Source organism: Pseudomonas sp. WS 5412 (genome assembly GCF_012985615.1).
GTDB lineage: Bacteria > Pseudomonadota > Gammaproteobacteria > Pseudomonadales > Pseudomonadaceae > Aquipseudomonas > Aquipseudomonas shahriarae.
This window is the reverse complement of sequence record NZ_JAARMB010000028.1, coordinates 36867-54311: the sequence shown is the minus strand read 5'-3', so window position 1 is coordinate 54311 and position 17445 is coordinate 36867. Positions and strand designations below refer to the sequence as shown.

Here is a 17445-nt window from a genome sequence, read left to right as displayed (position 1 = left end):
AATGGCCGTGTCGCGGCTACCCCCGCCTCCATGCCGGGGTGCCCACTGCGCAATGCCTGCCTGCGGCCAGCGTGGTTTAACGGGGCGCCTGAGATCAAGATCAAAAGCCAGATCAAAAGCAGAGCAACAGCAACAGCAACAGCAACAGCAATGCCAAAGCCAGAGCGCGAAGCTGCATTCCCCCCTGTGGGAGCTGGCTTGCCTGCGATGGCGGTTCATCAGCCAATACATTTATCGACTGATACACCGTCATCGCAGGCAAGCCAGCTCCCACAGAGGTACGCGCACGCCTCGACGATCAGGTCGGCTGTCAGGCCGCCTCGCTTTGCTTGTGATTTTGATCTTAGGCGCCCCGTTAAACCACGCTGGCCGTCATCCGATATTGATTTGGGGGGTAACCCGGCAGGACGCCGGGTTAGCCGCGCTGGGCCATGGATGGCCCATCGCGGCGGCCCCCCAAATCAATGTCGGATGACGGGCACACCGAGCCTGGGCGAGGTGCCGAGTGGTGGGGCAAGAGCCCTTTTGGTTACTTTTGGGGCTCTTTTCCAAAAGTGACCCGCCGTAAGGGCGGAATCAATAGCCGCCGTAACCGCAGCAACGGATATGTACACACAAACCCAGAAGAGAGCTGTGTAGCGACCTACGCCCATCGCGAACAAGCCCTCTCCCACATTAGGTTGCTGACGACGCCCGACAATCAGCCCTGCGGAATGAAGCTTTTATGACAAAAGTTCGGTAGTCCCCCCGTCCCTCCGTCTTGCCTATGTAACGCGCTCAAGCACGCGAAACAGGCCAGGAGTGGGGCGGATGGGAACTATGGAACGCTACTCGAAAGTAGGCATGCAGGAACTCGATCAGCGCCTGTCGAAGATCGTCGAAGCCGCCCGCAAGAAGCCGGTGTCGGTCTATCGCTATGGCGCGCCCTGGGTCTGGATCGTGTCCCAGGAGGACTGGCAAGGCGCTTTGAAAGAGGTGTCCAGCTATATACCTGCCGGTCACTCCCTGGTGTTGCTGCGCCCGCAGATCGACGAGGTGCTGGAGCAGCACCACGACTTGCTGCAGGCCCTGAATGCCGAGCCTGGCATGCTTATCGCCCCGCGCACGGTGCTGCAGATTCTGCTGCTGCAACTGCTCTATTCGGTGCCCAGCGAACAGCAACTGCACGAGCAACTCAACTACAACCTGCTGTTCCGCTGGTTCGTCGGCCTCGACCTGACCCAGCGAGTGTGGGGCATCCACGTTCTGCAGCGCGATATCGCCACGCTCCTGGGCAACCCACGGGCGGTGCAGTTGATCCAGAAAATCATCGGTGAAGTGTTCTGTGGCGCCTTGCTGCACATGCCGGAGTTCTCCTTGAACTTCGCGCTGCTGCATACCTGGCTGGCACGGCATGCCAATACCTCGACTTCCAGCAATTGAGTCGGCCGAACGTGGTGCCAACAACCGTGAAGGCCAGCCATTCGAGTAATCCAGGGGGCGGTGTGACGCATCTGTTCAAATCAACGCTGGCGCTGTGCTGGCTGACACTGGCGCTGCCGGTGTCAGCCGATGAGCCAGGTGGCGCGTCCGAGGCCGCGGTGCGGCGGGTGGACGTCAATGAGTACTTTGTGCGCGGCAATACGGTGCTCGACGCTCGGGCGATCGAAGAGGCGGTGTACCCGTTCCTGGGCCCGCAAAAAACCTTGAGCGATATCGAAGGCGCCCGCGATGCCTTGCAGAAGATCTACCAGGCGCGCGGTTATCAGTCGGTGTTTGTCGAGTTGCCCGAGCAGAAGGTCGATGACGGCATCGTCTACCTGCAAGTCAGCGAGACCAAGGTCGGCCGAGTGCGGGTGGTGGGGGCCAAGCACTATTCGCCGGTAGAGATCCGCGAAGAAGTTTCGGCGCTGAAGGAGGGGGCGGTGCCGGATTTTGCCACGGTGCAGACCCAGCTCGCCGGCCTCAATCGCGGGGCAGGGCGCCAGGTCACGCCGCTGGTGCGCGAGGGCCAGCGCCCCGGCACCATGGATGTGGACCTGCAAGTGGAGGACCAGAACCCTTGGCACGCCAGCCTCGGCCTGAACAACGACTACAGCGCCGACACCGAGAAGCTGCGCAGTGTCGCGACCCTGGGCTACGACAACCTCTGGCAACTGGGCCACAGCGTGTCCCTGACCTTCTTTACTGCGCCCCAGGACAGCGAAAACGCCAAGGTCTGGTCCGGCGCCTACAGCGCGCCGCTCAACGAGCGCTGGACCGTGCAGTTCTCCGGTTATCAGTCCGACAGCAATATCGCCACCATCGGCGGCAGCAACGTGCTGGGCAAGGGGCACTCCTACGGCGTCTCGGCGATCTACAACCTGCCGGCCAGTGGTGTCTGGGCCAACTCGTTATCGGTGGGGGTGGACTTCAAGGACTTCGAGGAGCAGATGCAGTTCGGCGCCAGCCGCGACCAGATCCCGCTCAAGTACGCGCCGCTGACCTTCGGCTACAACGGCTACCGCTACACCGAGCAGGCGCAACTGGGCCTGGGCCTGAACCTGGTGGTCGGAACCCGTGCGTTTTTTGGCTACGGCAGCGACGCCGAAGAATTCCAGTACAAACGCGACCAGGCCAGCCCCAGCTTTGCCGTGCTCAAGGGCGACCTGAATTACACCTACACCTTCACCGGCGACTGGCAGTCGGCGACCAAGACCGCGTTCCAACTGGCGTCTGGCCCGCTGGTCTCCAACGAGCAGTATTCGGCCGGTGGCGCCACGTCGATCCGTGGCTACCTGGCCGCTGAGCGCACCGGGGATGAGGGTTACTTGCTCTCCCAGGAATTGCGTACGCCATCCCTGGCCAAGTTCCTCGGCAGCTATGTGCAGGAGTGGCGCTTCTACGCGTTTGCCGAAGGCGCGCGCCTGCGCCTGCATGACCCGCTGCCCGAGCAGGAAGACGAATACAGCCTGGCCAGCGTCGGCCTCGGCACCCGTGCCAGTTTGAGCAAGTGGTTGTCCGGCAGCCTGGATTGGGGCTACCCGCTGCTCGATGGACCGAACACCCAGAAACAGGACTCGCGACTGCACTTCAGTGTGCAGGCGACTTTCTGACCCTTTTTTCCGGAGAACCCTTCACATGCAACGCCTATTTCTGAGCCTGTTGATCTGCCTGGGCTTCGTGCTCCCGGCCACCGCCCAAGCCTGGTGGCAGGACGACTGGCACTACCGTAAACAGATCTCGCTGGACACCACCCCCCAAGGCGCCGCGATCAATCAGGCGCTGGGCCGTACTGCCTTGCTGGTGCGCTTGCACACCGGCAACTTCACCTTCGACGGGGTCAAGGAAGACGGCGCCGACCTGCGCTTTGTCAGCGCCGACGACAAGACCGTGTTCAATCACCAGATCGAGAGCTTCGACCCGCTGATGGGCATGGCGTTGATCTGGGTCGATGTGCCCAAGATCGAAGGCGGCCAGCGTCAGGACCTGTGGATGTACTACGGCAACGACAAGGCCCCGGCGACCGGCAACGGCCAACTGACGTTCGATCCGAGCTACACCGCGCTCTACCATTTCGAGGGCGCCAACGGCACGCCGGCCCGTGACACCACGGCCTATGGCAACACCGCGCTGAACGCCACCGGTGCGAGCATCGACGGCGTGATCGGGCGGGCCTTGCAGTTCAGCGGCCAGCCGTTGCTGTTGCCGGCCAGTCCGTCGTTGCAACACACCGCCAGCGGTGCCTTTACTTTCAGTGCCTGGCTGCGCCTGGACCAGGCCGCCGGTGAGCAAGTGGTGCTGGCCCGCCGTGAAGGCAGCAGCAGCCTGGTGCTGGGCCTGAACCAGGGCATGCCGTTTGTCGAGATCGACGGCCAGCGTGCGGTATCGACCCAGCCGCTGAACCCCGGCCAATGGCAACACCTGGCCTTTACGGCCGCTGGCAACGCCGTGACCCTGTATGTCAACGGCCGCGAAACCGCGACCCTGGCGCTGGCGATGCCGGCGTTCAATTCCCAACTGGCCATTGGCGCCGACCTGCCGGAGTCCACCGGCGGCCTGCTGCCCTTTGCCGGGGCGATGGATGAGCTGCGCCTGTCCAAAGTCGCACGCCCGGCGGGGGCGTTGTTGGCCGATGCCAGCGCCCAGGGTTCTGAGTCGAAACTGCTGGCCTATGGCGTGGATGAAGAACAGTCGGGCTTTGGTTTCGGCAGCCTGGGCTTTTTGCTCAAGGCCGTGCCTATCGACGCCTGGGTGATCATCCTGGTGCTGGTGGCGATGATGGTCCAGTCGTGGGTCATCATGTTCCGCAAGAACCGCATGGTCAGCCGCGTCAGCAGTGCCAACGAGATCTTCCGCGAGCAGTTCGCGCAGATCGGCACCCGCCTGGAGATGTACTACGACGACCAGATCCTGGCCGAGCGCCTCGGCCACTCGTCGTTATGGCGCCTGTACCGCGTCGCCGTCCAGGAAATCCGCACCCGCCGCGCCCAGGGCGCCGACACCAGTTCGGTTTCGGCAGCCACCATCGAAGCCATCCGCTGCTCCATGGACGGCGTGCGCACCCGGGAAAACCAGCAGCTCAGCGCCAAGCTCTCGACCCTGTCCAACGCCATTGCCGGCGGCCCGTATATCGGCCTGCTCGGTACGGTGCTGGGGATCATGGTGGTGTTCCTCGGCACGGCCATGGCCGGCGACGTGAACATCAATGCGATCGCCCCGGGCATGGCTGCTGCGTTGCTGGCCACCGCCATGGGCCTGTTTGTCGCGATCCCCGCACTGTTTGGCTACAACCGCCTGATCACCCGCAACAAGGAGGTCAGTGCCGACATGCGGGTGTTCGTCGATGAGTTCATCACCCGCCTGGCCGAGATGCACGGCGAGAGCCAGTCCAGCGAAGCCGCGCATCGGCGCGCCCAGCCAGCCCACGTACCGGCCTGAGGAGAATCAGCATGGCTTCTGTGAATGCCTCCCACGACGATGACGAAGACGCCGCCGTCGACAGCATCAACATCACGCCCCTGGTGGACGTGCTGATGGTGGTGCTGGTGATGTTTATCCTCACCGCCACGGCTCAGGTCTCGGGGATCCAGATCCACTTGCCCAAGGCCAGTGCCTCGGTGTCGTTGTCCGAGGCCAAGACCAAGGCGATTTCGGTGAATGACGGCGGCCAGGTATTCCTCGATGCCTACCCGGTAACCCTGGGGGAACTGGAAGAACGCCTGCGCATCGAGAAAGCCCTGAACCCGGAGTTCCCGGTGATTGTGCGCGGCGATGCCACGGTGCAGTACCAGAAGGTCATCGAGGTGCTTGATTTGCTGCGCCGCCTGGAGCTGTCCCAGGTCGGCCTGGTCACTGGCAAACCATCATGACCGCACAGATGCCGATCCCACCCACGCCCGTGAAGAAGTCGCCGCTGCGCCCGCTGAAGTGGGGCGCCGGCCTGCTGGTGGGCGCCGTGGCCGCGTGGTTCCTGTGGCAGTGGGCCAATGACATGAGCGGCGTGCGCCGCGAAGCGCCCAAGGTGCCGATGATTATCCCGTTGCCGCCACCACCGCCGCCGCCCCCGGAACCGCCCAAGGAGCCCGAGCCCCAGGTCGAGGAAAAGATCCCCGAGCCTGAGCCCACGCCTGCGCCGGAGGAGGTCAAGCCGGAGCAAGAGGCACCCCCGAGTCCCGCCGACGACCTGGCCAACCCGATGCAGATGGACGGTGATGCCCAGGCCGGTAACGACGGTTTCAACGTGGGGGCCGGCAAGGGCGGCGGCATGGCCGGGTCCGGTGGGGGCGGCCTGGGCACGGGCACGTTCAAGCAGTACCTGGCCGGGGTGTTCCAGCGCCTGCTGCGCGAAGACCCGGAGTTGCGCAAGAAGGCCTATGCGGTGCAGGCCGACCTGTGGTTGAGCGGCGATGGCGAGGTCACGCGTGTAGAGCTGGCCCAGTCCAGCGGCGATGCCGACACCGACGCCCAGGTACTGGCGGCACTGCGGGCCACGCCCCGTTTGAAAGAACGCACACCGGCCTCCCTGACGTTGCCGGTGCGCCTGTCCCTCAAGGGCCGACGCCCGGAGTGAGCCAACCTTTTTTGCAGTTTTCTACAGGAGTTGTGTGCAAATGATTTCCCACGTGAATCGAGTGACCCTGGCGGTCGGCATGGTCATCGCGACCCTGGTTGGCCAGGCAACGGCCGCCCCGGCCGGGCCTTCGGAAAACGCCACGATCAACCTGATCCGCCTGCTGGTGCAGCAAGGTGTGCTCAAGCAGGAACAGGCCGAGGGGCTGATCGCCCAGGCCGAGAAAGAGGCGGTGCAGGCGCGCCAGACCGCAGTGGCCGCCACCGGGCCTGCGGCGGCCCCTGGGGATGTGCGGGTGCAGTACGTGCCGGCCGCCGTGCGTGATCAGATCCGCGACCAGGTCAAGGCCGAAGTCATGGCCACTGCCAAGCAGGAAAACTGGGCCCAGCCCAACACCTTCCCGGATTGGGTCTCGCGTATCAGCTTCGATGGCGACATCCGTCTGCGTGACGAGTCGCGGTTTTTCTCTGGCAACAACAGCAACGAAATCGTCGATTACGCCAAGCTCAACGAGAACGGTCCCTACGACGTCAACAAAGACACCAACACCCGCCTGCCGCCATTGCTCAACACCCGTGAAGACCGCGAGAACCTGTTCCGCCTGCGCGCACGCCTGGGGATGAAGGCGATCATTTCGCCGGAATGGACCGCAGGCATCCGCATCGGCACCGGCTCCGACAACAACCCGGTGTCCACCACCCAGACCCTGGGCGGCGGCTTTGGCAAGAAAGATATCTGGCTCGACCAGGGCTACCTGACCTGGAAGGCCACCCAGGACCTGACCCTGACGGGCGGGCGGATCGCCAACCCGTTCTATTCCACCGACATGATGTACTCCAGCGACCTCAACTTCGACGGCGTGGCGGCGATCTTCAACCACAGCCTCAACAACGAATGGGGCCTGTTCGGCACGCTGGGCGCGTTCCCGGTGGAGTACACCTCCGACACCGCCAGCAGCAACGGTTTCGACAAGGAAGACAGCGACACCAAATGGCTGTTCGGCGGGCAGATCGGCGCCAACTGGAAGATCAACCGCAGCAACAGCCTCAAGGGCGCATTGGCCTACTACCGCTTCGACGACATCGAAGGCCAGCGCTCCAGCCCTTGCTCGCCATGGGCCGGCGCGCCGGGCTGCGACACCGACGGCTCGCGCGTGGCCTTTATGCAAAAGGGCAACAGCGTGTTCCTGCTGCGCAATATCAACGCCAACCCGGCAACCCCGGGCCTGACCCCGCAACCGCAATACGTGGGCCTGGCCTCCAAGTTCGATGTGCTGGACCTGAACCTGGTCTGGGACAGCGAACTGCCCCAAGACTTCAAGCTGCGCAGCCAGGCCAACTTCATTCACAACCTGGCCTACGACAAGGGCGAGATGCTCAAGCGCAGCGAAGGCGAGATCGTCAACAACATCAACAGCAAGGGCCAGTTTGAAAGTGGCGGCAATGCGCTGATGGTGCAGTTCACCCTCGGCAGCGCCCTGGAGATGAAAAAGGCCGGCGACTGGAACCTGTTGGCTGGCTACAAGTACATCCAGCCGGATGCCTTGCCGGACGGCTTCAACGACTCGTCCTTCCACCTCGGCGGCACCAACGCCAAGGGCTACTTCATTGGCGGCAACTACGGCATCGACAAGAACATCTACGCCAGCGCCCGTTGGCTGAGCGCTTCAGAGGTGTATGGCGCGCCGTTTGAAGTCGATGTGATGCAACTGGAACTGAATACGCGCTTCTGACGCGCCGGGAGATACCCATGAACATGCGAATTTGCGGACTGGTCCTGGCCCTGGTCGCCACCGGCGCCTCGGCCGAAGGCATGGAGGAGCGCCTGCGCACCCAGTTGCGCAGCACCACCGCGCAGCTGCAGGCACTGCAAAGCGAACAGGCCCAGGCCGCCGCTGCACGGATTGCCGCCGAAAACCAGGCCAAGCAGGCCCAGGTGCAGATCAAGCAGTTGAGCCTGGAGCTGGACAAGGCCCGAGGCTTGGCCGAGCAACTGGCCGGCCAGCAGCAGAGCCTGCACAGCCAGGCCCAGGCGCAAGTGGCGGCGAGTGCCGAGCAGACCGGCAAGTTCAAGAAGGCGTATGACGACCTGCTGGTGCTGGCCCGTGGCAAAGAAACCGAGCGCGCGCGCCTGCAGGCGCAACTGGCTGAACGTGACACACAAGTGCAGCAATGTTCAGCCAAGAATCAACAGATGTATGGCGTGGCCCAAGCGTTGCTCGCGGCCTACGAAAAAATCGACGTGGCCGAGGTCATGAGCATTCGCCAACCGTTCGCCAGCGGCGCGCGGGTCAAGTTCGAAGAACTGGCCCAGGGTTTTGGCGATGGCCTGTACAACAGCCGATTCGATGCGCCCCAGGCGGCGCTTAATCACTGATCAACCAAGGAAGAAGTTAACCATGAGCGAATTGATGAGCAGCGTGACCCCCCAGCGCCTGACCGAGTTGCTGCAAGAGGCCGGCTACCGGGTCAACCAGAGCGAGCAGAACGGCATCGTGCACCTGCTCAGCGCCAGCCAGGGCATCGGCTTTGCCGTGCGCTTCGGCAACCCGGCGGCGGAGCAGGGCGCCTATGTGGATTTCACCTACAGTTGCGCGCTGCGGGTCCAGGGCGAGTTGCCCGCAGGCCTGGCCCCGGTCTGGAACACCTCGCGGCGCTTTGCCCGGCTGTCCGTGCAGGGGGAGTTCCTGCTGATGGAGATGGACGTGATGGTGGCTGGCGTCGGTGCCCTGTACCTGCGCAGCCAATTGGAGTTGTGGGATCGGCTGTTGCAGGAATTTATCGTCTACCTGCGTGAATACAGCCAGACCGCCGCGCACCTGCAAGCCCAGGGTGTACCTGAGGTTGAAACCCGCGAAGAGGCGCCGGCGCTGTGAAAAAACCAACCCTGGTGGTAGCTGCACTGGCCCTGTTGGGGGTGGCGGTGGGCTTGGGCCTGCGCTCGGGCAGCGACCCGGTCGCGGCCCAGCAACCGGCCCCGGTGATCGGCGCAGAGGGCCCGGCGGTGGCACGCCTGGGTAATCAACAGGTGGCCGTGCCGGAACTGCAGGCATTGCTGGCCACCTTGCCGGCCGAATCGCGCGAGCAGTTGCGCGCCAATCGGGGTGCCCTGGAAACCTGGATCCGCTCGCGCCTGGCGCAAAAGGCCGTGCTCGAACAGGCCGATGCCCAGGGTTGGCGGCAACGCCCGGACGTCGAGCAACAGACCCGCGCCGCCACCGAGCAGATCGTGTTTCGCGACTACCTGCTGTCGGTCAGCCAGGTGCCGGCCGACTACCCCAGCGCCACCGAGTTGCAGCAGGCCTATGACAGCGGTAAGGCCCAGTGGATGACACCGCCGCTGTACCGGGTCAGCCAGATCTTCCTCGCCGTGGACGACCCGCAAAATGCCGAGGCCGTGCGGCGCCAGGCCCAGGAACTGAGCCGCCGGGCCCAGGCGGCCCCGGCGGAGTTTGCCGGGCTGGCCAGCCAGTACTCCCAGGACGCCGGCAGCGCCGGGCGCGGCGGTGATTCGGGCCTGCAACCCTTGCAGCAACTGGTACCAGAGGTGCGCAACGTGGTCGCGCGGCTCAAGCCGGGTGCGGTATCGGATGCGGTGCACAGCGCGGCGGGGTTCCATGTGCTCAAGTTGACCGAGCACCAACCGGCGCGCACCGCCAGCCTCGAAGAACTGCGCCCACGCCTGACCGAGGCCCTGCGCGCCCAGCGCCAGGAGCAGATCGCCAAGGCCTATCTGGAGGGCATGCTCAACACCGCGACCTTGAGCATCGACGGGGCGCAACTGAACAAAGTACTGGAATAAACAGGCTGTACGCATGGATGCACAGACCCAATAAGACAGGGAGTTCCCCCCATGGACTATCTAGAACCTGCAGCACCCCACGGCATGACGCCTTACCGCGCGCCCGGCGAACCCCGGGAAGCCTGGCTGGCCCTGGCTGCGGGCATCGACCCGGAGGTGGCGCGCTACTTCCTGATCAGCGCCCGCTGTGGCTGTTTCATGCAGGCGGCCCGCAGCCTGAACATCAAGGCCACATTGCTGCGCAAACGCCTGGCGTTACTGGAAGCACAGATGCGCCGTTCACTGTTCAGCTACCAGGGCAATGTCCTGGCGCTGAGCCGTGACGGCCTGCAGCTCCAGGCGCGGCTGGTGACCCTGGCCAATGAACGGCGGGTGCCGGTGCAGGAACAACCGTTGATTCGTCTGGCAGTGGCCGAGACCATCCTGCATGACATCCTCGGGCGCGACCTGATCTCCCTGCTGCGCCGCAATGCCAGTGTGCGCCTGGAGATTGTCTGTATCGACAGTCCGCAGGCCGTGCAGACAGTGGAAGCCGACGTGGTGCTGTGGCTGGCGGGCGTCGACTCGCCGCAGCCGGGACCGGGCTTTGCGACCCACCCACCGCAGGCACTGGCCTGCCTGGATTACCTGCCGCATATCGCCAAACGCTACTCACGCCTGGCCGCACGCCCGGACAGTGTGGATGACTTGGCGGACTACATGCTGGTGCAATGGCAGCCTGACGGCTTGGTCGAGGCATTGGCGCCGTGGAACCGAGTGGTGCAACAGCGCTTGGCGGGGGTGGTGCAGGTGCAGGCGTATCCGCTGATGCTGGAGATGATCCGCTGCAGCGCGTGCATTGGCTTGCTGCCGCGTTACATGAGTTGTTTCGACCGGGGCTTGATGGCGTTGCCGGGCTTGTTTGCCCAGGATATGCAGCGCCAGGTGTGGATGGCGGTCAATGCCGCGGCGGCGCATCCACAGGAGGTGCAGATGATTGTGGCAATGGTGGTCAACACCTTTGAGGAGCGGCGGGAGTGGTTTGGCTGACGCCGCTCAATGGCGCGAACAATAAAAAGGGCCAGCGCTAATAAGCGCGGCCCTTTTTACAAATGGGATATTCCAGCGATAGACAGACTTGGGCGCTCATAGTGTTATTGAGTCTTGTATTGCACCGTACCTTGTTGCGAGGCGCCTTCGAACTTCGCGACGCCGATAATTTTTTTACGCTGTTGCGTGTCCGCAGAATTGACCGCAAAAAACTTGAAAGAAATTTCTAATGAAGGTTCGGCTGCCAATGAAACAGAGATAACTTCCATCTTGTCCTCATCGTTGTTGTCAGCGTACCAGCTATTCTGATTCTGCCCTGGGTTGTACCAGGCACCTACAAGGGTATCCCTGTTCATTTCGTATGTGCCCGGCTTGATGTGGTCCGGGAAAGTAAAGAAAATCCCCTCTTTCAAGATACCTTCAATCGGACCGCCGGCAATAATGGATGAACTATAAAGGTTAAGTGAAACAGACTCGGCGGTGTAGGCGCGGCCATCAATGTCCGCCGTTAAATGGCCGGTTGTATTGTGCGGTTGGGGGGTTGGCATTAGTGAATCCTCAGAGTTGATTTAAACCGTTCGTAGAGGCTTTACGGTTAATTAATAACTTGAGGAGTACCAGGGATCTACTGTCACTATTAACAGTAAATCGTTTCAGTGGTCTGGTGTCGTTCCGGGCGCGTGTATCCCGGGTCGGTCCCTAGGCGACTACAGGCTGAATGTGCAACCCACCCTCGACATCCTTGACCAACCCGCTGGCCAGCAACAACGGCAGCAGACGCTTGTGCAACTGCGGTTCGACAAACTCCTTTACCGTGTCCAACGCCAGCTCGCCGTGACCCGGCAGTTCCGCCTTGGTGTACGACAGCCAGGCTTTCTTCAGCATCTGCAACACATCGCTGCCAGCGGTCAGCGCAAAGCGGCGGTGGGTTACCTGGCCCTGGAAGTCGAAGCTGTGCTGATACTCGTAGCCTTTCTCGTCACCCGCGCTGGCCACGCAGCGCGTGCAGGTGCAAGGGCCATCACCAAAAGCCGCCTGCAGGTAGCTATTGAAGTCCACCACGGGTTTGAGCGACAGGCGCTTGTCCACTTCGAACAGGTCGCCGGTCATTTTTGCGTCGTTACTCAAGGTGCATTTCCTCGCAGGTCTACAGCTGGTTTTTCAAAGCGCGGCATCATACCAGCACGATCCGTACTCATCGCGGGGTTTTCAAGAAGCGTTGTGCATGATCAGGATCGGGCAGCAGGCAGCTGTCGTACCGGCCAAAAAGCCGATAGCGGTTACGTGCGATGCGGTCATAGGCCCAGTCACGAAGTACCCGTGGCAGTACCCGCAGCAACTGTAGCGGCCGCCAGGCCATGGGCAGCAGGGCGATGATCTGCAGGACTGCGTTGGAGCGGACCCAGTAGTGCTGGTCGCGAATCACCGCCAGGGTGTCGAATTGATCCAGGGGCAAGCCGGCCCAGGCGAGCAGTGCCTGGCCTTCGGGCGACTGGACGGCCGCCAGGCGAATACGCCGGTGGCGGTCATGGCGGATCAGGAACCTGACCCAGCCATTGCACAGTTTGCAGACCCCGTCGAACAGCACCACCGTCTCGCCCTGGCTGAGCAAGGGGGCGGGAGTGGGGCGGGTAAAGGCGCCGGGCATAAGGGTGGGTCCAATGAGGCTCTGGAGCCTCGGATCATACCGGCGAGCCCGCACTGATGATACACGGGCCGGAAAACGCGATGCTGTTCAGTTGGTAAGCACAAATAAAGTGTGGCGAGCGGGCTTGCCCGCGTTGGACTGCGCAGCAGTCCCATTTTTAGGGCCGCTACGCGACCCAGCGCGAGCAAGCCCGCTCGCCACAGGGATGCCGTTCGTGCATGACGTGCTCCTACACGGGGCTATGGCCCAAGCGGTCCTTGATCCAGTCATACAGGTTATTGCCCTCGCTCGACAGCTCGCTGGTGGCTCGGCGGCACAGGTAATACTGGCGACCGTCATCCACCTGCAGGTCAAACAATTGCACCAGCTCACCCGTAGCCACCAGTGGCGCCACCAACGGCGCGCGCAGCAGCGAGCAGCCCAGGCCGGTGCGGGTGGCGACCAGGGTCAACTGGCCGTCCTCCAGCAGCAGGCCGTTGTGTGTGTTGCTGTGACTGATCGCGGCGGCATCGAACCATTGGCCCCAGGTACCGCGCTCTTCGTCGTGCAGCAGGGGCAGTTCGCTGAGGGCCTGGGGGCTGTCGATAGGGCCGTGGCGCTGGAGGAATTCGCGGCTGCAGAACGGCGTGACCGCGCCGCTGATCAGGGGCTCGCTGTGATAACCCGGCCAGTGCCCGGTGCCGAAGCGGATCGACAGGTCGGCGGCATCGCTGGGGTAGCTGCGGTGGTTGGCGTAGGTGATGTTGATATCCAGCGCCGGGTTGGCGCTCAAAAACTGCGCCAGGCTCGGGATGAACAGGTTGGTCGCGAACATCGGGATCAGGCTGATGGTGACCTGGCGTGTCGCGCTTTTCTCGCGCACGTGTTCGGTGGCGCTGCGCAGTACCGCGAATGCCGAGCGAATCGCCCGGTAGTACTCGCGGCCTTCTTCGGTCAGGCCCAGGTTGCGGCCTTGGCGCATCGTCAGCGGCTGTTGCAGGAAGCTCTCGAGCAAGTGCAACTGATGGCTGACAGCCGAGGGCGACACCCCCAACTCGCGGGCGGCGGCATTGACACCACCGTGGCGGGCAAAGGCCTCGAAAGTACGCACGGCCCGTAGAGGCGGATCGTTGGCTAACTGTTCTAAATTATTCATGTATTGAATTAAATACTAAGTAAAAAGATAAATAAAGCGCAAAAAGATCCCGTGTATAGGGGGTTTTGTAGTTGGTATAACCATATTCCCTTCAGATATTTGATAAAAACAGAATAAATAACTAGTGTTCCGCGCTCGGGCTTTTTAGTCGGTGCGCCTTGGCCACGACGTTTTTTGTAAAGGGAGTTGATGGTTCTCATGGATGCGTTTATCCAGCAACTGCTTAACGGCTTGCTGTCGGGCAGTCTCTACGCGCTGGTCGCCTTGGGTTACACCATGGTCTACGGCATTTTGCGCATCATCAACTTTGCCCATGGCGATGTGTTGATGATCGGCGCACTGGTGGGCCTGTCGGTGATCCGCGTGCTGCAGGCAGCCTGGCCGGATATGCCGCCGGTGCTGTTGCTGCTGACGGCGGCGATGATCGCCATGGCCTTTTGTGCGGTGCTGGCGGTGGTGATCGAGCGTGTTGCCTATCGGCGCTTGCGCAACGCGCCGCGCCTGGCACCGTTGATCAGTGGTATCGGCGTGTCGCTGTTGTTGCAGACCGTGGCGATGCTGGTCTGGACCCGTAACCCGCAGATGTTCCCGCAATTGCTGCCCCTGGAACCTATCGAAGTACTCGCTGGCGATGCCACCCACGCTGCCGTGACCAATGCCACCGCACTGACCACCATTGGCGTGGCGTTAAGCCTGATGCTCGGTTTGCTGCTGTTGGTAGAGCGCACGCGCTTTGGCCGGGCCATGCGCGCCGTGGCCGAGAACCCGCAAGTGGCGAGCCTGATGGGCATCAACCCGAACCGCATCATCGTCATGACCTTCGCCATCGGCGGCGCCCTGGCCGCGCTGGCGGGCATCATGATGGCCAGCAACTATGGCAGCGCGCATTTCTACATGGGCTTTTTGCCCGGGATCAAAGCGTTTACCGCGGCGGTGCTGGGCGGCATCGGCAACCTCAAGGGAGCGATGCTCGGCGGCCTGCTGCTGGGGCTGATCGAAGCCCTCGGCACCGGCTACCTGGGGGCTGCCACCAACGGTGTGTTCGGCAGCAACTACCAGGACGTGTTCGCGTTTATCGTGTTGATCGCGGTGCTGGTGTTGCGGCCCCAGGGGTTGTTGGGCGAACGATTGGCGACCCGCGCATGAGCCTGGCAACCGCTGTGAGCCCTTCGAGCAAACGCGCCAGCCTGGGGCTGCTGTTGTTCGCCCTGGCCCTGGTCTTGGCCCCCTGGATTGTCGGGCATGCCGGCGGCAATACCTGGGTGCGCACCCTGGACTTTGCCCTGCTGTACATCATGTTGGCCCTGGGCCTGAATATCGTGGTGGGCTATGCCGGTTTGCTGGACATGGGCTTTATCGCCTTCTACGCGGTGGGCGCCTACCTGGCGGCCTTGCTGTCATCGCCCCATCTGGTGCAACAGTTCCCGGCCTTGCTGGCGCTGCTGCCGGAGGGCATGCACACCTCGATCTGGCTGATCTTGCCGCTGGCCGCGCTGCTGGCGGCCGGGTTCGGCGTGATTCTCGGGGCGCCGACCCTGCGCCTGCGCGGCGACTACCTGGCCATCGTCACCCTGGGGTTTGGCGAAATCATCCGCATCCTGCTGCGCAACCTCGACCGCCCGGTGAACCTCACCAATGGCCCCAAGGGCATCGCCCAGGTCGACCCGGTGACGCTACTGGGGGTCAACCTGGGGCGTACCCAGGAACTGTTCGGCCTGCGCTTGCCCTCGGTCTACCTCTATTACTACCTGTTCGCCGCGCTGGTGGTGCTGATCCTGTTTGCCTGCATTCGCCTTGAGCGCTCGCGCATCGGCCGCGCCTGGATGGCGATCCGCGAGGATGAAGAGGCGGCCCAGGCCATGGGCCTCAATACCTTGCGCCTGAAGCTGCTGGCATTTGCCATCGGCGCGGCGTTCGGCGGTATCAGCGGGGCGCTGTTTGCCTCGTTCCAGGGCTTTGTTTCACCGGAATCCTTCACCCTCAACGAGTCCATCGCCGTGCTGGCCATGGTGGTGCTCGGCGGCATGGGGCATATCCCCGGGGTGATTCTGGGCTGCGTGTTGCTCGCAGCCCTGCCCGAAGCGTTACGCGCCAGCATGGGCCCCTTGCAGCAGGCGCTGTTTGGCCAGGTGCTGGTGGACCCGGAGATTATCCGCCAGCTGTTTTACGGCCTGGCGCTGATTCTGGCGATGCTGTATCGACCCGCCGGCCTCTGGCCGAGCCGCACAGGAGGTGCACCTTGAATCATCCGTTATTGCAGATCGAGAAGGTCAATAAACAGTTTGGCGGCGTGGCTGCGCTCGATGACGTGAGCCTGAGTATCGAGGCCGGGGAAATCTACGGCCTGATCGGGCCCAATGGCGCCGGCAAGACCACCTTCTTTAATGTGATGACGGGGCTGTACACCCCGGATTCCGGGCGCTTTCAACTCGACGGCCAGGAGTACCAGCCCACGGCGGTGCACCAGGTGGCCCGCGCCGGCATTGCGCGTACGTTCCAGAATATCCGCCTGTTCAACGCCATGAGCGCCTTGGAAAACGTCATGGTCGGGCGCCATGTGCGCACCCATAACGGCGTGTGGGCGGCCTTGAGCGGGCACTCGCGTGGGCGCGAGGAAGAGGCGCAGACCCGCGCCCACGCCCACCGCTTGCTGGCTTATGTCGGCCTCGCCGGGTTTGCCCACTACCGCGCCGACAGCCTGTCCTACGGCCATCAGCGGCGCCTGGAAATTGCCCGCGCCCTGGCCACCGAGCCGCGCCTGCTGGCCCTCGACGAGCCGGCTGCCGGGATGAATGCCAGCGAGAAAGTGCAACTGCGCAGCCTGCTGGAAAAGATCCGCGACGACGGCCACACCCTGCTGCTGATTGAGCATGACGTGAAGCTGGTGATGGGTGTGTGTGACCGCATCAGTGTGCTGGACTACGGCCGCGTGATCGCCGTGGGCGCACCTGCCGAAGTGCGCCGCCACCCACAAGTGATCCAGGCTTACCTGGGAGCCGGCGCCCATGTCTGAAGCGTTGTTGCAGATTGACGGCCTGAAGGTGCGCTACGGCGCCATCGAGGCGGTCAAGTCCCTGGACCTGCATATCAATGAAGGCGAACGGGTGACGCTGATCGGTGCCAATGGCGCCGGCAAAAGCTCCAGCCTCAAGGCCCTGACCGGGTTGCTGCCGGCCGCTGCGGGGCAGATCCGCTTTGCCGGGCGCTCGATCCTCAGCCTGGCGCCCCATGAGCGCCTGACCCTGGGCATCGCCATGGTGCCCGAAGGGCGCGGCATTTTTGCGCGCATGAGCGTGCTGGAAAACCTCCAGGCCGGGGCGTTCCTGCGCCGCGACCCGCACCAGGTGAACCTGGAAATCCGCCAGTTGTTCGAGCACTTCCCGCGCCTGGAAGAACGCTTGCAGCAATCGGCCGGCTTGCTCTCCGGGGGCGAGCAGCAGATGCTCGCCCTGGCCCGTGCGCTGCTGTCCAAGCCGCGGCTGCTGGTGCTCGACGAGCCATCCATGGGCCTGGCGCCGATCATGGTCGAAAAGCTGTTCCAGGTGATTGATGATGTCTGCCGCCAGGGCATGACCCTGCTGCTGGTGGAGCAGAATGCGCGCCTTGCGCTGCAAGTGACTGACCGCGCCTACGTGATGGACACCGGGCGCATCAGCCTCAGCGGTGCCAGCGCGCAATTGCTCGACCACCCCGAGGTGCGCAGTGCCTACCTCGGTGAATAACCCCATAACAAACGCCACCGGACGCCCGGCGTGTTTCGCCCACCCCACAGGCCATGAGGGCCTGATGAGAAACAGGAAA

Annotated in this window: 18 protein-coding genes; 14 read left to right on the top strand and 4 right to left on the bottom strand. The window is 63.1% G+C overall.

Going from position 1 to position 17445, the window contains the following annotated elements; genetic code table 11:
- Nucleotides 1–819 precede the first annotated feature (819 nt).
- The 10 genes from HBR94_RS26090 (at nucleotide 820) to HBR94_RS26045 (ending at nucleotide 10861) form a co-directional block, all read left to right on the top strand.
- Complete coding sequence (locus HBR94_RS26090) at nucleotides 820–1422, top strand: transposase (RefSeq protein WP_057438711.1); 603 nt, start codon at nucleotides 820–822, stop codon at nucleotides 1420–1422.
- A 62-nt stretch (nucleotides 1423–1484) separates the two neighbouring features.
- Nucleotides 1485–3074: a ShlB/FhaC/HecB family hemolysin secretion/activation protein gene (locus HBR94_RS26085; protein ID WP_057438710.1), complete on the top strand. Its 1590-nt coding sequence runs from the start codon at nucleotides 1485–1487 to the stop codon at nucleotides 3072–3074.
- Between the two features lie 25 nt (nucleotides 3075–3099).
- The gene (locus tag HBR94_RS26080; RefSeq protein ID WP_170045780.1) at nucleotides 3100–4899 is read left to right on the top strand and encodes a MotA/TolQ/ExbB proton channel family protein; all 1800 of its coding nucleotides are present in this window, start codon (nucleotides 3100–3102) and stop codon (nucleotides 4897–4899) included.
- An 11-nt stretch (nucleotides 4900–4910) separates the two neighbouring features.
- Entirely contained in the window at nucleotides 4911–5330 is a 420-nt protein-coding gene (locus HBR94_RS26075) for a biopolymer transporter ExbD (RefSeq protein WP_057438708.1), read from the top strand.
- A complete protein-coding gene (locus HBR94_RS26070; RefSeq protein WP_057438707.1) occupies nucleotides 5327–6031 on the top strand; it encodes an energy transducer TonB in 705 nt (234 codons plus the stop codon). The genes HBR94_RS26075 and HBR94_RS26070 overlap by 4 nt, the downstream gene beginning before the upstream one ends.
- A 40-nt stretch (nucleotides 6032–6071) precedes the next feature.
- The gene (locus HBR94_RS26065; protein ID WP_076964767.1) at nucleotides 6072–7763 is read left to right on the top strand and encodes a putative porin; all 1692 of its coding nucleotides are present in this window, start codon (nucleotides 6072–6074) and stop codon (nucleotides 7761–7763) included.
- 17 nt (nucleotides 7764–7780) lie between these two features.
- The gene (locus HBR94_RS26060) at nucleotides 7781–8407 is read left to right on the top strand and encodes a DNA repair protein (RefSeq protein ID WP_115127987.1); all 627 of its coding nucleotides are present in this window, start codon (nucleotides 7781–7783) and stop codon (nucleotides 8405–8407) included.
- A gap of 22 nt (nucleotides 8408–8429) precedes the next feature.
- Nucleotides 8430–8906 carry a YbjN domain-containing protein gene (locus HBR94_RS26055; RefSeq protein ID WP_170045779.1) on the top strand — a complete coding sequence of 159 codons (477 nt, stop codon included), beginning with the start codon at nucleotides 8430–8432 and terminating at the stop codon, nucleotides 8904–8906.
- Nucleotides 8903–9832: a peptidylprolyl isomerase gene (locus tag HBR94_RS26050; RefSeq protein ID WP_076964769.1), complete on the top strand. Its 930-nt coding sequence runs from the start codon at nucleotides 8903–8905 to the stop codon at nucleotides 9830–9832. The genes HBR94_RS26055 and HBR94_RS26050 overlap by 4 nt, the downstream gene beginning before the upstream one ends.
- A gap of 51 nt (nucleotides 9833–9883) precedes the next feature.
- Nucleotides 9884–10861: a LysR family transcriptional regulator gene (locus HBR94_RS26045; RefSeq protein ID WP_057959890.1), complete on the top strand. Its 978-nt coding sequence runs from the start codon at nucleotides 9884–9886 to the stop codon at nucleotides 10859–10861.
- Nucleotides 10862–10965: 104 nt separating this feature from the next.
- Here the strand turns inward: HBR94_RS26045 and HBR94_RS26040 are convergent, their stop codons facing one another.
- From HBR94_RS26040 to HBR94_RS26025, 4 genes are all read right to left on the bottom strand, one after another.
- Nucleotides 10966–11409 carry a hypothetical protein gene (locus HBR94_RS26040; RefSeq protein WP_057959889.1) on the bottom strand — a complete coding sequence of 148 codons (444 nt, stop codon included), beginning with the start codon at nucleotides 11407–11409 and terminating at the stop codon, nucleotides 10966–10968.
- 151 nt (nucleotides 11410–11560) lie between these two features.
- On the bottom strand, nucleotides 11561–11989 hold the full coding sequence (locus HBR94_RS26035) for a hypothetical protein (protein WP_057959888.1): 429 nt from the start codon (nucleotides 11987–11989) through the stop codon (nucleotides 11561–11563).
- 67 nt (nucleotides 11990–12056) lie between these two features.
- A complete protein-coding gene (locus tag HBR94_RS26030) occupies nucleotides 12057–12509 on the bottom strand; it encodes a thiol-disulfide oxidoreductase DCC family protein (protein ID WP_057959884.1) in 453 nt (150 codons plus the stop codon).
- Nucleotides 12510–12738: 229 nt separating this feature from the next.
- Entirely contained in the window at nucleotides 12739–13644 is a 906-nt protein-coding gene (locus HBR94_RS26025; protein ID WP_057959883.1) for a LysR substrate-binding domain-containing protein, read from the bottom strand.
- A 198-nt stretch (nucleotides 13645–13842) separates the two neighbouring features.
- Here HBR94_RS26025 and HBR94_RS26020 point away from each other — a divergent pair, with 198 nt between their 5' ends.
- The 4 genes from HBR94_RS26020 to HBR94_RS26005 are packed head-to-tail and all read left to right on the top strand — an operon-like array spanning nucleotide 13843 to nucleotide 17366.
- On the top strand, nucleotides 13843–14790 hold the full coding sequence (locus HBR94_RS26020; protein WP_057438696.1) for a branched-chain amino acid ABC transporter permease: 948 nt from the start codon (nucleotides 13843–13845) through the stop codon (nucleotides 14788–14790).
- Complete coding sequence (locus HBR94_RS26015) at nucleotides 14787–15887, top strand: ABC transporter ATP-binding protein (protein ID WP_057438695.1); 1101 nt, start codon at nucleotides 14787–14789, stop codon at nucleotides 15885–15887. The genes HBR94_RS26020 and HBR94_RS26015 overlap by 4 nt, the downstream gene beginning before the upstream one ends.
- Complete coding sequence (locus HBR94_RS26010; RefSeq protein ID WP_029292970.1) at nucleotides 15884–16657, top strand: ABC transporter ATP-binding protein; 774 nt, start codon at nucleotides 15884–15886, stop codon at nucleotides 16655–16657. The genes HBR94_RS26015 and HBR94_RS26010 overlap by 4 nt, the downstream gene beginning before the upstream one ends.
- The gene (locus tag HBR94_RS26005; RefSeq protein WP_057438694.1) at nucleotides 16650–17366 is read left to right on the top strand and encodes an ABC transporter ATP-binding protein; all 717 of its coding nucleotides are present in this window, start codon (nucleotides 16650–16652) and stop codon (nucleotides 17364–17366) included. The genes HBR94_RS26010 and HBR94_RS26005 overlap by 8 nt, the downstream gene beginning before the upstream one ends.
- Nucleotides 17367–17445 lie beyond the last annotated feature (79 nt).